At 58.3% G+C, this 12952-nt stretch carries 16 protein-coding genes and 1 tRNA gene; 13 read left to right on the plus strand and 4 right to left on the minus strand.

Annotated features, from left to right (window positions below; genetic code table 11):
• Positions 1-334: 334 nt before the first annotated feature.
• The 3 genes from J2Y39_RS03885 to J2Y39_RS03895 all read left to right on the plus strand — a co-directional run bounded on the left by J2Y39_RS03885 (position 335) and on the right by J2Y39_RS03895 (position 4530).
• Complete coding sequence (locus J2Y39_RS03885) at positions 335-1540, plus strand: acetyl-CoA C-acetyltransferase (protein WP_252877747.1); 1206 nt, start codon at positions 335-337, stop codon at positions 1538-1540.
• A 24-nt stretch (positions 1541-1564) separates the two neighbouring features.
• Positions 1565-3709: a 3-hydroxyacyl-CoA dehydrogenase NAD-binding domain-containing protein gene (locus tag J2Y39_RS03890; protein WP_310215214.1), complete on the plus strand. Its 2145-nt coding sequence runs from the start codon at positions 1565-1567 to the stop codon at positions 3707-3709.
• A 92-nt stretch (positions 3710-3801) separates the two neighbouring features.
• Positions 3802-4530, plus strand: coding sequence for an amidotransferase (locus tag J2Y39_RS03895; protein ID WP_252869065.1), 729 nt, complete (start codon positions 3802-3804; stop codon positions 4528-4530).
• A 69-nt stretch (positions 4531-4599) separates the two neighbouring features.
• Here the strand turns inward: J2Y39_RS03895 and J2Y39_RS03900 are convergent, their stop codons facing one another.
• From J2Y39_RS03900 to J2Y39_RS03910, 3 genes are all read right to left on the minus strand, one after another.
• Positions 4600-5571 (minus strand): magnesium and cobalt transport protein CorA, encoded by a 972-nt coding sequence (locus J2Y39_RS03900; RefSeq protein ID WP_056784082.1) that lies wholly within the window; start codon positions 5569-5571, stop codon positions 4600-4602.
• 132 nt (positions 5572-5703) lie between these two features.
• The gene (locus tag J2Y39_RS03905; protein WP_076566842.1) at positions 5704-6426 is read right to left on the minus strand and encodes a 1-acylglycerol-3-phosphate O-acyltransferase; all 723 of its coding nucleotides are present in this window, start codon (positions 6424-6426) and stop codon (positions 5704-5706) included.
• Between the two features lie 219 nt (positions 6427-6645).
• Positions 6646-7335, minus strand: coding sequence for a crotonase/enoyl-CoA hydratase family protein (locus J2Y39_RS03910; protein WP_076566844.1), 690 nt, complete (start codon positions 7333-7335; stop codon positions 6646-6648).
• Between the two features lie 64 nt (positions 7336-7399).
• On the opposite strand from J2Y39_RS03910, the gene J2Y39_RS03915 reads away from it, so the two are divergent.
• The 7 genes from J2Y39_RS03915 to J2Y39_RS03945 all read left to right on the plus strand — a co-directional run bounded on the left by J2Y39_RS03915 (position 7400) and on the right by J2Y39_RS03945 (position 10961).
• Positions 7400-7636 carry a hypothetical protein gene (locus J2Y39_RS03915; protein ID WP_150638707.1) on the plus strand — a complete coding sequence of 79 codons (237 nt, stop codon included), beginning with the start codon at positions 7400-7402 and terminating at the stop codon, positions 7634-7636.
• A tRNA-Ser gene (locus J2Y39_RS03920) sits at positions 7632-7721 on the plus strand. The genes J2Y39_RS03915 and J2Y39_RS03920 overlap by 5 nt, the downstream gene beginning before the upstream one ends.
• Before the next feature lie 431 nt (positions 7722-8152).
• Positions 8153-8407, plus strand: coding sequence for a type II toxin-antitoxin system HicA family toxin (locus J2Y39_RS03925; protein WP_256811930.1), 255 nt, complete (start codon positions 8153-8155; stop codon positions 8405-8407).
• Positions 8404-8736 carry a type II toxin-antitoxin system HicB family antitoxin gene (locus J2Y39_RS03930; RefSeq protein WP_310215223.1) on the plus strand — a complete coding sequence of 111 codons (333 nt, stop codon included), beginning with the start codon at positions 8404-8406 and terminating at the stop codon, positions 8734-8736. The genes J2Y39_RS03925 and J2Y39_RS03930 overlap by 4 nt, the downstream gene beginning before the upstream one ends.
• A gap of 137 nt (positions 8737-8873) precedes the next feature.
• A complete protein-coding gene (locus J2Y39_RS03935; RefSeq protein WP_236169525.1) occupies positions 8874-9305 on the plus strand; it encodes a LexA family transcriptional regulator in 432 nt (143 codons plus the stop codon).
• Positions 9292-10572: a Y-family DNA polymerase gene (locus J2Y39_RS03940; RefSeq protein ID WP_252877752.1), complete on the plus strand. Its 1281-nt coding sequence runs from the start codon at positions 9292-9294 to the stop codon at positions 10570-10572. Before J2Y39_RS03935 ends, J2Y39_RS03940 begins: the two co-directional genes overlap by 14 nt.
• Before the next feature lie 68 nt (positions 10573-10640).
• Positions 10641-10961, plus strand: a complete 321-nt coding sequence (locus tag J2Y39_RS03945) for a YbjQ family protein (protein WP_016773801.1) — start codon at positions 10641-10643, stop codon at positions 10959-10961.
• A 55-nt stretch (positions 10962-11016) separates the two neighbouring features.
• Here J2Y39_RS03945 and J2Y39_RS03950 read toward each other — a convergent pair whose 3' ends face one another.
• The gene (locus J2Y39_RS03950) at positions 11017-11295 is read right to left on the minus strand and encodes a hypothetical protein (protein ID WP_056784095.1); all 279 of its coding nucleotides are present in this window, start codon (positions 11293-11295) and stop codon (positions 11017-11019) included.
• A gap of 221 nt (positions 11296-11516) precedes the next feature.
• Here J2Y39_RS03950 and J2Y39_RS03955 point away from each other — a divergent pair, with 221 nt between their 5' ends.
• The 3 genes from J2Y39_RS03955 (at position 11517) to J2Y39_RS03965 (ending at position 12944) form a co-directional block, all read left to right on the plus strand.
• On the plus strand, positions 11517-11705 hold the full coding sequence (locus J2Y39_RS03955) for a hypothetical protein (protein WP_024012286.1): 189 nt from the start codon (positions 11517-11519) through the stop codon (positions 11703-11705).
• Positions 11706-12017: 312 nt separating this feature from the next.
• On the plus strand, positions 12018-12389 hold the full coding sequence (locus tag J2Y39_RS03960; RefSeq protein WP_016773803.1) for a hypothetical protein: 372 nt from the start codon (positions 12018-12020) through the stop codon (positions 12387-12389).
• Positions 12390-12524: 135 nt separating this feature from the next.
• Entirely contained in the window at positions 12525-12944 is a 420-nt protein-coding gene (locus J2Y39_RS03965) for a YMGG-like glycine zipper-containing protein (protein WP_024012287.1), read from the plus strand.
• The last annotated feature ends 8 nt before the right edge of the window (positions 12945-12952 follow it).

Here is a 12952-nt window from a genome sequence, read left to right on the forward strand (position 1 = left end):
TGACGGCACGCGTTGCACTTCCTGTTGAAGCACGCCCGTCTCGGCAAAACCCGACGACGATGGCGTACATGTTCACCTTAGAGCCCGCGTCACTCTTCGCTTAGATCCATTTCATATGGGGATCTTGAAAAAAGCTTTTAAAACGGCATGAGGCGTATTGCCAGCTTCTTTGCCGCCCGCTGGCTAGACAACTCGACGACCTGAACCGGTTCACCTGAGGTCCGATGACCGTCCGTCTGAGCGTGTGCGTCAAGCGCTTTGAGCAATGTGGTCATTGCTTGCCAGTCGGCGCAGGGCGAAAGTGAAGTGACAATAAATCAGGTTCGAGGACGTCATGACTGAAGCTTTGATTTTCGATGCGTTACGCACTCCGCGTGGCAAAGGCAAGGCCGATGGCGCGCTGCACAGCGTGAAGCCGGTCAACCTGGTGGCGGGTTTGCTGAGCGCTTTGCAGGCGCGCACCGCGCTGGATACCAGTCAGGTCGATGACGTCGTCCTCGGCTGCGTCACGCCGATCGGCGATCAAGGTTCGGACATCGCCAAGACGGCGGTGCAAGTGGCCGACTGGGACGTCAGCGTCGCCGGTGTGCAGATCAACCGTTTCTGCGCTTCGGGTCTGGAAGCGGTGAATCTTGGCGCGATGAAAGTGCGCTCAGGATTCGAGGATCTGGTGGTGGTCGGCGGCGTCGAGTCGATGTCGCGGGTGCCGATGGGCAGCGATGGCGGCGCCTGGGCACTGGACCCGCAGACCAACCTGCACAGCCATTTCACCCCGCAGGGCGTCGGCGCCGATCTGATCGCCACCCTCGAAGGCTTCAGCCGGCAGGATGTCGATGACTACGCACTGCACTCCCAGCAAAAAGCCGCACGAGCGCGGGCCGACGGCTCGTTCAACAAGTCGCTGGTGCCGGTGCAGGATCAGAACGGCATCATCCTGCTTGACCACGATGAGTTCATCCGCGCCGAGTCTACCCTCGAGGGCCTGGGCAAGCTCAAGCCGAGTTTCGAAATGATCGGGCAAATGGGCTTCGACGCCACGGCGTTGCGGGTCTACAGCCATGTCGAGCGGATCAACCACGTGCACACGCCGGGCAACAGTTCCGGCATTGTCGACGGTGCGGCGCTGATGCTCATCGGCTCCGAAGCCAAGGGCCGCGCGCTGGGGCTGCAGCCACGCGCGCGTATTGTCGCCACGGCCGTCACCAGCACAGATCCGACCATCATGCTCACCGGCCCAGCGCCGGCGACCCGCAAAGCCTTGGCCAAGGCCGGACTGCGGGTGGAGGACATCGATCTGTTCGAGGTCAACGAAGCGTTTGCTTCGGTGGTGTTGAAATTCATCAAGGACATGGCCGTCGACCCGGGCAAGGTCAACGTCAACGGCGGCTCGATCGCCATGGGCCACCCGCTGGGCGCCACCGGTTGCGCGATCCTCGGCACCCTGCTTGATGAACTGGAAGCGCGCAACTTGCGCTACGGCCTGGCGACGCTGTGTGTCGGCGGCGGCATGGGCATTGCCACCATCATCGAACGCCTCTGAGCCCCGACTTCAAGGAACCCTGTTATGAGCGAAGCCATTCGTTACGAAAAAGGCCAGGACGGTATCGTCGTGCTGACCATGGACATGCCGGGCCAGAGCGCCAACACCATGAACGCCGTGTATCGCGAGGCCATGGCCGCTTGCGTTGCCCGCTTGCTGGCCGAGAAAGACAGCATTGCCGGAGTGATCATCACCTCGGCGAAGAAAACCTTTTTTGCCGGCGGCGACCTCAATGAATTGATCAAGGTTGGCAAGCCCGAAGCCAAAGCCTTCTACGACATGGTGCTGACCCTCAAGGCGCAATTGCGCAGCCTGGAAACCCTCGGTAAACCGGTGGTTGCGGCGATCAACGGCGCTGCGCTGGGCGGCGGCTGGGAGATCTGTCTGGCCTGTCACCACCGCATTGCTGTTGATGACGCTTCGGTGCAACTCGGTCTGCCGGAAGTGACCCTGGGCCTGTTGCCGGGCGGCGGCGGGGTGGTGCGCATGGTGCGCATGCTCGGCATCGAAAAAGCCCTGCCGTACTTGCTTGAAGGCAAGAAGGTGCGCCCGCAACAGGCGTTGCAGGCCGGGCTGATCGATGACCTGGCAGCGAATCGCGATGAGCTGCTGGCCAAGGCGCGCGCGTGGATTCTCGCCAATCCGACGGCAGTGCAGCGCTGGGACGTGAAGGGTTACCAGATTCCTGGCGGCACGCCATCGAACCCGAAAGTGGCGCAGATGCTGGCGATTGCGCCGTCGATCCTGCGCGCGAAAACTCAAGGCACCCTGCCGGCGCCGGAGAAGATTCTATGCGCGGCGGTGGAGGGCGCTCAGGTCGATTTCGACACCGCGCACCTGATCGAAACCCGCTACTTCACCGAGCTGACGACCGGGCAGATTTCGAAAAACCTGATCGGCACGTTTTGGTTCCAGTTGAACGAAATCAACGCCGGCGGTTCCAGACCGCAAGGTTTTGCGCCCTATAAAACCCGGAAAGTCGGCGTGCTCGGCGCCGGAATGATGGGCGCGGGCATCGCGTTTGTCAGCGCCTCGGCCGGTATCGAAGTCGTCCTCAAGGACATCAACCTTGCCGCAGCCGAGAAGGGCAAAGCGCATTCCGCAGCGCTGCTGGACAAGAAAGTTGCCCGTGGCCAAATGACTGCCGAACAGCGCGAAGCGGTGCTGGCGCGCATCGTTGCGAGCGAAAGCGATGCCGATCTGGCCGGTTGCGATCTGATCATCGAAGCGGTGTTCGAGGATCGCCAGCTCAAAGCCAAGGTATCTGCCGCCGCGCAACAGGTGGTGGGTGGCGACGCTGTCATCGCCTCCAACACATCGACCCTGCCGATCACCGGCCTGGCGACGGCCGTGCCCGATCAAAGCAAATTCATCGGCCTGCATTTCTTCAGTCCGGTGGAAAAAATGCCGCTGGTGGAAATCATCAAGGGCGAGCAGACCAGCGACGAAACTCTCGCTCGCGGTTTCGACTTCGTTCTGCAAATCAAGAAAACTCCGATCGTGGTCAATGACAGTCGCGGCTTCTTTACCTCGCGGGTTTTCGGCACATTCACCAACGAGGGCATCGCCATGCTCGGCGAGGGTGTCAGTGCGCCGATGATCGAGACCGAAGCGCGCAAGGCCGGGATGCCGGTCGGGCCTCTGGCAATCTCCGACGAAGTTTCCCTCAGCCTGATGAGCCATATCCGTCAACAGACGGCCAAGGACCTACAGGCTGAAGGGAAACCGCTGATTGAGCACCCGGCCTTCGCCGTGATTGACTTGATGCTCAATGAATTCAAGCGACCGGGCAAAGCTGCCGGAGGCGGTTTCTATGAGTATCCAGCCGGTGCCCAGAAGCATTTATGGCCGGAGCTGAAAACGCGCTTCGAGAAGGCCGACGGACAGATCTCTGCGAAGGATGTGCGTGATCGGCTGTTGTTTGTGCAGGCCATCGAAACCGTGCGTTGCGTGGAGGAGGGCGTGCTGACCTCGACGGCGGATGCCAACGTCGGCTCGATCTTCGGCATCGGTTTCGCCGCGTGGACCGGCGGTGCGCTGCAGTTCATCAACCAGTATGGCCTGGAGGACTTCATCGCCCGCGCGCAGTATCTGGCCGAGCAATACGGCGAGCGTTTTACCCCGCCAGCGCTGCTGCTGGACAAAGCGGCGAAAGATGAAATGTTCTAGGGCTGGCGAGCATTTCGGGGCTTGCCTTGGCCGGGTGTTTCAGGGCAGGCTCTGGGGTGTTCATTATTCCCATCACGTGTCAGGTATTTTTTATGTCGCTGCGCATCTGCATTCTCGAAACCGACATCCTGCGGCCCGAATTGATTGACCAATATCAGGGCTATGGGCACATGTTTCAGCGGCTGTTCTCGCAACAACCGATCGCCGCTGATTTCACTGTCTATAACGTGGTGAAGGGTGAGTATCCTAGCGACGACGAGATTTTCGATGCGTATCTGGTCACCGGCAGCAAAGCCGATTCGTTCGGTACGGATCCGTGGATCCAGACCCTCAAGACGTACCTTTTGGATCGCTACGAACGCGGCGACAAACTGCTCGGCGTGTGCTTCGGCCACCAATTGCTGGCGTTGCTGCTTGGCGGCAAGAGCGAGCGGGCCTCCCAGGGTTGGGGCGTCGGTACTCACAATTACAAGCTGGCAGCCAAGGCACCGTGGATGAGCCCGGTGCGCGAAGAGCTGACACTGCTGATCAGTCATCAGGATCAGGTAACCGAGCTTCCGGAAAACGCCACGGTCATCGCCTCCAGCGATTTCTGCCCGTTCGCGGCGTATCACATCAACGATCAAGTGCTGTGCTTCCAGGGCCACCCGGAATTCATTCACGATTACTCGCGGGCGCTGCTCGATCTGCGCCAGGAAGCGCTGGGTTCGCAGATTTACAGCAAAGGCATGGCCAGCCTTGAGCAGGAACATCATGGCGCTACGGTTGCGGAGTGGATGATGCGCTTCGTGGCGCACAAACCAGAAACGGCTCAACGCTAAAAGGCCCTGCTCCCACAATCCCTGTGGGAGCGAGCCTGCTCGCGAATCTCCGGGGCAACGCGGTCCCGGCTACAGCCACCCGGACCGCTTGAAGCTCGCCCACAAACTCACACACCCCACCGCAATAAACCCCAGCACTGCAAAATAACCGTAGTGCCAGGTCAACTCGGGCATGTTCTGGAAATTCATCCCGTAGATCCCCGCTACCGCAGTCGGGAACGCCAGAATCGCCGCCCACGCTGCAAACTTGCGCTGCACCACGCTCTGCCGTGATGCCTCAAGCAACACGCCAATCTCGATGGTCTGGCTGGCAATGTCCGCCAGCGTGGTCAGGTCTTCCATCTGCCGCGTTACATGAATCTGCACATCGCGAAAGTACGGGCGCATGTTCTTGTCGATGAACGGGAAACTGAGCTTTTGCAGCTCCTCGCCGATCTCCACCATCGGTGCCGCGTACCGACGCAAGCGCACCACATCGCGGCGCAGACCGTGCAGCTTCTGGATGTCGCGCTCGTTGAGGGCGCTGCACAGCACGTTGCGCTCCAGCTCATCGATCTCGGCGTGGATCGCTTCGCCCACCGGCTGATAGTTTTCGATGACGAAATCGAGCAGCGCATACAGGACGAAATCTTCCCCGTGCTCGAGCAAAAGCGGACGCGCCTCACAGCGTTGACGCACATAGGCGTACGACGCGGAATGGCCGTTGCGTGCGGTAATGATGTAACCCCTGCCGGCGAAGATATGCGTTTCGATGAATTGCAAAACGCCGTTTTCGCGAACCGGTGAGTAGGTGACGATAAACAGAGCGTCACCAAAGGTTTCCAGTTTTGGTCGGCTGTGTTTTTCCAGCGCGTCTTCGATGGCCAGTTCATGCAGGTTGAACTGTCGTTGCAGGTTGGATAATTCCTGTGCGTCCGGTTCTTCCAGACCGATCCAGACGAAGTGGCCGGGTTTGGCGGCCCAGGCAGCACCTTCGTCCAGCGCAATATTGGTGACTTTCTTACCCTCGCTGTACACCGCAGCAGCAACAACTCGACCCATGGTGGTGATTCACTTCTTCTTGGCAGATGGCAGGGAAACTAGGCTTCAGCTTAGCCGTGTCGCTGCTTGAGAGTCAGTGAAACTTCTACAGTTCACCCGGCAAAAGAAAACCCGCACGGGGCGGGTTTGGTTTCACGCGGCTTGCAGTTGCCGATCCATCGATTCGATGCACTCGCGCATCTGCTCGCGGCATCGCTCGATCAGCATGGGCATGTCGTCCATGGTCAATCCGACTGTAGGAATCGCCGGCAAGGAACGTATGAGAACGTTGCCACTGCGCCAGCGATTCAGGCGCATGTGCTTTATATAGCTGCTCACGCACACCGGAACGATCGGCACGCCGGCAGCAATCGCCATCTGGAACGCGCCTTTCTTGAACGGCAATAGATCTTCACCGAGGTTGCGGGTGCCCTCCGGAAACACCCAGATCGAGGTGTCTTCGTTCTGCAAGGTGTGGGTCGTCGTCAGCATCGACTGCCGCGCCTTGTGCGCATTGCCACGGTCGATCAACACATTGCCGGCCAGCCAGAACAACTGGCCGAACAACGGCACCCACTTCAGGCTCTTCTTGCCGATACAAACGGTGCGACGAGGGACGACATTGCCGAACACGAACAGATCGTAGTTTGACTGATGGTTGGCGATGATCACGCAACTGTCGGGCTTGTTCATCAAGCCGTTGACCTCGGACTTGACCCGCAAACGCAAGATACACATCGCCGGCAAAGCGTAGAGGCGGGCGCAGAGTCGGCTGTTGTCCGGGTTGAACGGGCGGCACAATCCAAGGATCACGCCCAGCACGCCGGCCAGAATAAAGTGCAGGCCCATCAACAACATACGAAACACAAACAGCATTTTTGCAGGCCCACCGGGACAAAAGGTGGCGCAGTGTACGGATGTGCACTGTTTTCGGCAATTGCCGCTATAGAGTCCGGAGATGGCCGATGTTTAAGCGCATGTTTCAGCATTGCCTGTCAGGCGCGTCCTAGAGCTTTCAGCGAATCTTCAACGCTGAACGTAAGAAAAAGCCCGACCAAGGTCGGGCTATTCTCTTACCGGCAGATTTTGGACGAGTCAGCCCAGATGTTGCTGATCCTGCAGGATCGCGTCGTCGAGGGTTTCCAGCAGTTGCTTGCGCACTTTGAGCTTGGTGTTCTTGTGCGCCAGCATGTTGATCTTCTTCAACTGACGCGCGGCAGCCAGCGCGGCGCCCTGCAATTCTTCGGCAGTGACGACTTTGTCGAGGAAGCCTGCATCAACGGCACTTTGCGGATCGAACATCTCGCCATTGATTACCGAGCGATGGAAAGCCGAACGCCGCAAGCGGTCGCGTGCCAGCTCGATACCGGCATGGTGCATGGTCATGCCGATCTGCACTTCGTTCAGACCGATGCTGAACGGGCCGTCGACACCGATGCGGTAATCGGCGGACAACAGCAGGAAAGCACCCTTGGCCACGGCGTGCCCCGGGCAAGCAACGATCACCGGGAACGGGTGAGAGAGCAGGCGGCGCGCCAAGGTCGAACCGGCTGTCACCAGCGCAACGGCCTCTTTCGGACCGGCCGTCATCACCTTCAGGTCATAACCACCGGAGAGAATCCCCGGCTGCCCGGTAATGATCACCACGGCGCGATCCGCCACCGCCTGATCCAGCGCCGCATTAAACGCCGCAATCACATCCGGAGAAATCGCGTTGACCTTGCCATTGTTCAGGGTCAGGGTCGCGATACCGTCTTCGAGGTGGTAGGCAATCAACTCGCTCATGACGCTATTCCTTATTAGAAAGATGGGCAGACGTTACCCACCGCCGCAGGCCAGGTAAAGCGCCGTGACTGACCTGCCAGTCACCGTTTTGCGCTTCGGCCAGCGCTGCGCGCGTGTTGCCTTCTATAAAGGAAGCGCACGGCTTACCCGAGATTGGCAGGTTTGCCATCGTCCGCTCTGGCTGAACGCAACGGCCTCTCTTAAGCGCATGAAAATTCTGAAAAAAAGTTTGCCATCGGAAAAGCTTTCGACTACATTAGCGCGCCTCGACAGACAGAACATGTCTGCAGAGATACGGTGAAGTGTCCGAGTGGCTTAAGGAGCACGCCTGGAAAGTGTGTATACAGGAAACTGTATCGAGAGTTCGAATCTCTCCTTCACCGCCAAATTTGAAACGACTAAACCCCTGAAAACTTAGAGTTTTCAGGGGTTTTGCGTTTCTGAAAGCCAAAAAAGTGAATATCAAAAATAACCCGACTCAGTGTCGGTTTGTTTGTGCCTTGGATGGATGCGCCAAGCGCACAGCTCCCTTGAGCCCTTCACCTTTTCTCGCCAAGAATATCCGCGCTGATATAGCGGTGTCCCAATTCTGGTACTCGGAAAAGAGCACTGCCTGCTGGAAACGGAAAAGTCGCTCTTCCTCACACAACTCGCAGAATTCGCCTACAACCGCGCGTTGAGTCTCTCGTTATCCTGATGCAGTAACAGTCTGCAGCGATCCCATCAAGAAATACGTTTTCCGCAGAAAGCAGGCTTTCTCCTCGTAATTGCGGGTTGACCCAGTTGCCCTATTATCGCGGTATCATGATCTAATACCATGAACAACAAACAGCTCGGCACGCTTAAAGCTATTTTTTCAAGGCCGGTCCCAAATAACCTGGAGTGGGTTCGTATGGAATCCCTCTTCGGCGCAGTAGGCGCCCAGACCATCGAAGGCAGCGGCTCTAGAGTGCGTTTTGAATTGAACGGTGTGGTCGTGACGTTTCACCGGCCCCACCCAGACAAAGAAGCGAAGCCCTATCAGGTGCGTGACGCTCGGGCTTTCCTTGAGCAAGCAGGAGTCATCCCGTGAATGTAATGAACTACAACGGCTATGCCGCCCGGATTGAATACAGCGACGAAGACGGCCTCTTTGTCGGCCACATCGCCGGTATCAAGGACGTCGTTGGATTCCATGGAGAGTCGGTGGCAGAACTGCGAAACGCGTTTCAGGAGGCCGTGACTGATTATCTCGAAACCTGCGCCAGGCTCGGTCGCGAACCGCAGAAACCCTATTCGGGAAATCTGAGCCTGCGTTTGGCACCAGGGCTGCATGCGACGGTCGCTGTAAAGGCGCAGCTTGCTCACAAGAGCATCAATCAATGGGTTGCAGACGTGCTCGATCGTGAAGTCCACGCGTAGCCGCGAAATCCAATTTTCGGCAGAAGTTGTACAAAACCCTGTCACCCGTCGAAATCTCCTACACGCCTCATTGACCCCCCGAACCGTCCCGAGTTTACTGTATGCGCATACAGTAAATTCACTATCAGGTTCGTATCATGAGCGTCACCATCCTCGGCCCTTTGTCAGGCGCAGGCGAACAGCTTGCGCTGTATTCGTTTCGGATTCCCGCCGGATTTCCTTCGCCTGCGGCTGATCACATTGAAAAGCACATCTCTCTGGACGAGGTTTTTGATATTCGTGCACCGCACGTTTATCTGGCGAAGATCGAAGGCGAGAGCATGCAGGACGCCGGGATATTTTGCGGTGATCTGGTGATTGTTGATCGCAGCCTGAATGCCGAGCACGGCGATATCGTCATCGCCGGTCTCAACTCCGAACCTGTCTGTAAGCGCCTGCACATGCGCGAGAACACGATCATTCTTCTTTCGGCCAACAGCAAATACCCGCCTCGCTACGTGATGGAAGGGGATGAGCTGGTGATCTGGGGTGTGGTGACTTACAGCGTGCGCGACCATGGCAAATCGTGAGCAGGTTTTCGCGCTGATCGATTGCAACAGCTTCTATGCCAGCTGTGAGCGAGTGTTCCGGCCCGATCTGGCGAAGACGCCGATTGTCGTGCTGAGCAACAACGATGGCTGCGTGATCGCGCGCAGCTACGATGCCAAACCTTTTGTGAAAATGGGCGCGCCGTACTTTCAGATTCGTGATGATCTGCGCCGCCACGGCATTCAGGTGTTCAGCAGTAATTACGCGTTGTACGGCGACATGAGCGAACGGGTGATGACGATCATCGAATCCATGGTGCCGGCGGTCGAGGTTTACAGCATTGATGAGGCGTTCGCCGATCTCAGCGGCATTCCTGGGGACCTGACAGGTTTTGGCCGAACCATTCGCTCTGCTGTTTATAAGCGCACCGGCATCCCGGTCGGCGTCGGCATCGCCCCGACGAAAACGCTGGCCAAGCTCGCCAACCACACCGCGAAACGCCTGCAAGCGCATACCGGCGGCGTGGTCGACATCTGCGATCCGTCCAAACGCGACTGGGTGCTGCGCAATACCGATGTCGGTGACGTGTGGGGCGTCGGTCGGCGGATGAAAGCTCATCTGGAAAGCATGCAAATCAGAAGTGCGATGGACCTGGCGAAGGCCGATCCGTGGACACTGCGGCGCAAGTTCAGCGTGGTGATCGAGAAGACCGCGCGCGAACTGGGCGGCACATCCTGTCTGGAACTGTCGGAAACAGAACCGCCGAAGCAGGAAATTTGCAGCAGCCGCATGTTTGGCAACCGTTTGACTACCATCGAGCCGATCAAGGAAGCCGTTGCTACTTATGTGCATCGAGCGGCGGAAAAGCTGCGTGCGCAGAGTTCGCTGTGCAAAAAGATCCGCGTGAGTATCCGCACCGGCATGTTCAATCCGGAAGAGGCGAAGTACGCCAATGGCGCGCTGATCGAGTTGCCTTATCCGACCAATGATGTGCGATTGCTGAGCAAGGTGGCGAGCGAGGCGGTTGATCGATTGTTCCGGCCGGGCTTCAAGTACAGCAAGGCTGAAGTGTTATTGATGGATCTTCGGCAGCCCGGAGAGTTTACCGAAGACTTGTTTGCCCAGTCGCAACCGCAGACGGCGGAGAAGGTGATGGGGGTGCTGGACCAGATCAATCAGCGCTGGGGGCATGGAACGTTGCGAGCGGGGAGTGTGCCGGCGGATCCGGCCTGGGGCATGCGGCGGGAGATGATGAGTTCGAGTTTTACGACGAAGCTGGATCAATTGTGGGTCGTTAAATCCAATTGAGGCACGGGCCAGATCTGGTGCCGCGCTACAATCGCCGCCTTCACTTTTGCAGTAAAAGGACGACTTTCATGATCATTTCCACCACTCATTCCGTCGAGGGGCGGCAGATCACTGCCTATCTGGACATCGTCAGCGCCGAGTCTGTGCAGGGCGTCAACGTGATCCGCGATATGTTTGCGGGCATGCGCGACTTCTTTGGCGGGCGCTCGCAGACGTTGGAGCGGGCTCTTAAAGAAGCACGTATTCAGGCAACCGACGAACTGAAAGATCGAGCGCGGGCATTGCAGGCTGACGCGGTGGTTGGCGTGGATTTTGAGATCAGCATGCCGGCAGGCAAGGGTGGCATGGTCGTGGTGTTTGTCACCGGAACGGCGGTGAAGCTGCGCTGATCATTGTGTTCAAGGCAAAGTCCACTCGCACAACGAATGGGCTTTTTCGCGTCAATCAGCCTTGTGGCTTGAGCAACACAGCGCCTCTTGAGTCATAGGTCAGCGGTGTATCGATGGCAACGAGGGGCGGCGTCCCGTCAGGCTGCGCCGATGGTGCGGGCTCGCTGGGATGGTAGACGACGCCCGGTTGCAGAAGCGGTTTGTCTGGGTATTTGATGGTGATTTCACCCGAGGCGATCTTTTCCTTGAGTTTTTCCGCACCGGCCTTGCCGGCAGCGATCTGCTCGTCCGTGAGTTTTACGACTGGCATGTTCGGGAATCCATTGATCTGCATGATCTCTCCTTGAGATTCATTTGTAGGAGTAAGGGCAGCGGCCGTTCGATGGAAATCTTTAGCGAATGATCGTTCACGACGCTTTTTTCCATTCGTCGGTGATCAGTCTTTCTGAACGGCAAGTCCAGTAGTGACCAGCTAGTCTCAAAAGCGCTGAGGGGCGATATTTTCCAGGCAAAACTGTTTTGTCGGTGTCGACCCAGTTGCGTAGGGGAGAGTCTATGTCAGGTCCATTTATCGAAGATGATGGCGCAGAGTTTTCATTCAACAATTGTGTGCGCTGCGGTCAGTCGGAGTATCAGTCGGGGTTTGGCGAGGATCCGGTGAGCATCGGCAAAATCAAATCCACAGCCCCCAAAGGGCCGAAAGCGAAATTCCTACCCAAGGTCACGGCAAGGACCAGAAAGTGATTTCATCCTGCACCCCGTCACTGAACGGGGTTTTTTATGTGCGCAAGAATAGGGGTTTGAAATCTCTGGCAAGCATTGACATTAATGTCGGTTTTTTTTCACAAACTTTTCACGTTGGCCAACGTAGTGTGAAGCCATCCGTTAGAAAGCAAGTCTCCAGCCCGTCTCCCCAGCGGGCTTTTTTTTGCCCGGCATAAAACCTTTTCCCTGATCGCGGTCCAAACGACGCTGTCGCCTGCGTCTGGACTTTCCTGGGCCGAGCGCATTAAATCCCGCTCCTTTTCGTCATCCCGTTTATTTGAGGTTTTCGTCATGCGTTTAACACTGCCTGCTCTGGTTCTTGGCCTTCTGGTTGCTCAAGGTGCGATGGCTGCCGGTGATGGCACCGCTGCGCTGGGCGGTGGCCTGGGTGGCGCGCTGGGTAACGTGGTCGGTCAGAAAATGGGCGGCAGCACCGGTGCCGCCATTGGCGCTGGCGTCGCGGGCGCAGCAGGCAGTGCCGTCGCCGCACGCAAGGGCAGCCGCACCAAAGCGGCGATCGGCGGCGGTGTCGGTGCAGCCGGCGGTTCGGTGATCGGCAACAGCCTGGGCGGCCGCAACGGCGCCACCATCGGTGCAGGTCTGGGCGGCGCGGCCGGCGGCGCAGTCGGCAGCAACCTGGGCAAAGGTCACAAGCGCCACTGAGACTGATGGCCTGTCAGAAAAAGCCCGACTCGATGTCGGGCTTTTTCATGGCTGAACGTTTCGTCCGAAATCATCTCCAATCTGCATACGCCCCGCTTGGGCGGACTGTCCCGATTCGGGAACTGCGAGGTTCATATGCGATTGTCATTATCTGCACTGTTTTTTGGCTTGGTCGTGGCGCAGGGCGCGATGGCGGCCGGAGACGGCACCGCTGCCGTAGGCGGTGGTCTCGGCGGTGCGCTGGGTAATGTGGTTGGCGGACAACTTGGCGGCAGTACGGGCGCAGCGGTCGGCGCAGGTGTTGGCGGCGCGGCCGGCAGTGCCGTCGGCGCGAACAAACGCAACCGCACCGAAGCCGCGATTGGCGGCGGTCTTGGCGCAGCAGGCGGCTCGGTCGTCGGCAACAGCCTCGGCGGCTCCACCGGCTCCGCCATTGGCGCAGGCCTGGGCGGCGCAGCAGGCGGCGCGGTAGGTAACAATCTTGGCGACGACGACGGCGGATCTCATTCCGGCGGCCACAAGCACAAGAACAAACACAAAAATAAACATCGCTGATTGATCAA

The sequence above is a fragment of the Pseudomonas sp. 2957 genome, assembly GCF_031456345.1.
GTDB lineage: Bacteria > Pseudomonadota > Gammaproteobacteria > Pseudomonadales > Pseudomonadaceae > Aquipseudomonas > Aquipseudomonas siliginis.

Bases quoted from the DNA above. Each gene is read 5' to 3' on its own strand.
- J2Y39_RS03910 (WP_076566844.1), bottom strand. From the start codon at position 7,335: ATGAGCGAGTTGATTGCCTACCACCTCGAAGACGGTATCGCGACCCTG.
- J2Y39_RS03950 (WP_056784095.1), bottom strand. From the start codon at position 11,295: ATGCAGATCAATGGATTCCCGAACATGCCAGTCGTAAAACTCACGGAC.
- J2Y39_RS03940 (WP_252877752.1), top strand. From the start codon at position 9,292: ATGGCAAATCGTGAGCAGGTTTTCGCGCTGATCGATTGCAACAGCTTC.
- J2Y39_RS03960 (WP_016773803.1), top strand. From the start codon at position 12,018: ATGCGTTTAACACTGCCTGCTCTGGTTCTTGGCCTTCTGGTTGCTCAA.
- J2Y39_RS03945 (WP_016773801.1), top strand. From the start codon at position 10,641: ATGATCATTTCCACCACTCATTCCGTCGAGGGGCGGCAGATCACTGCC.
- J2Y39_RS03900 (WP_056784082.1), bottom strand. From the start codon at position 5,571: ATGGGTCGAGTTGTTGCTGCTGCGGTGTACAGCGAGGGTAAGAAAGTC.
- J2Y39_RS03935 (WP_236169525.1), top strand. From the start codon at position 8,874: ATGAGCGTCACCATCCTCGGCCCTTTGTCAGGCGCAGGCGAACAGCTT.
- J2Y39_RS03890 (WP_310215214.1), top strand. From the start codon at position 1,565: ATGAGCGAAGCCATTCGTTACGAAAAAGGCCAGGACGGTATCGTCGTG.
- J2Y39_RS03965 (WP_024012287.1), top strand. From the start codon at position 12,525: ATGCGATTGTCATTATCTGCACTGTTTTTTGGCTTGGTCGTGGCGCAG.
- J2Y39_RS03925 (WP_256811930.1), top strand. From the start codon at position 8,153: ATGAACAACAAACAGCTCGGCACGCTTAAAGCTATTTTTTCAAGGCCG.
- J2Y39_RS03885 (WP_252877747.1), top strand. From the start codon at position 335: ATGACTGAAGCTTTGATTTTCGATGCGTTACGCACTCCGCGTGGCAAA.
- J2Y39_RS03895 (WP_252869065.1), top strand. From the start codon at position 3,802: ATGTCGCTGCGCATCTGCATTCTCGAAACCGACATCCTGCGGCCCGAA.
- J2Y39_RS03955 (WP_024012286.1), top strand. From the start codon at position 11,517: ATGTCAGGTCCATTTATCGAAGATGATGGCGCAGAGTTTTCATTCAAC.
- J2Y39_RS03905 (WP_076566842.1), bottom strand. From the start codon at position 6,426: ATGCTGTTTGTGTTTCGTATGTTGTTGATGGGCCTGCACTTTATTCTG.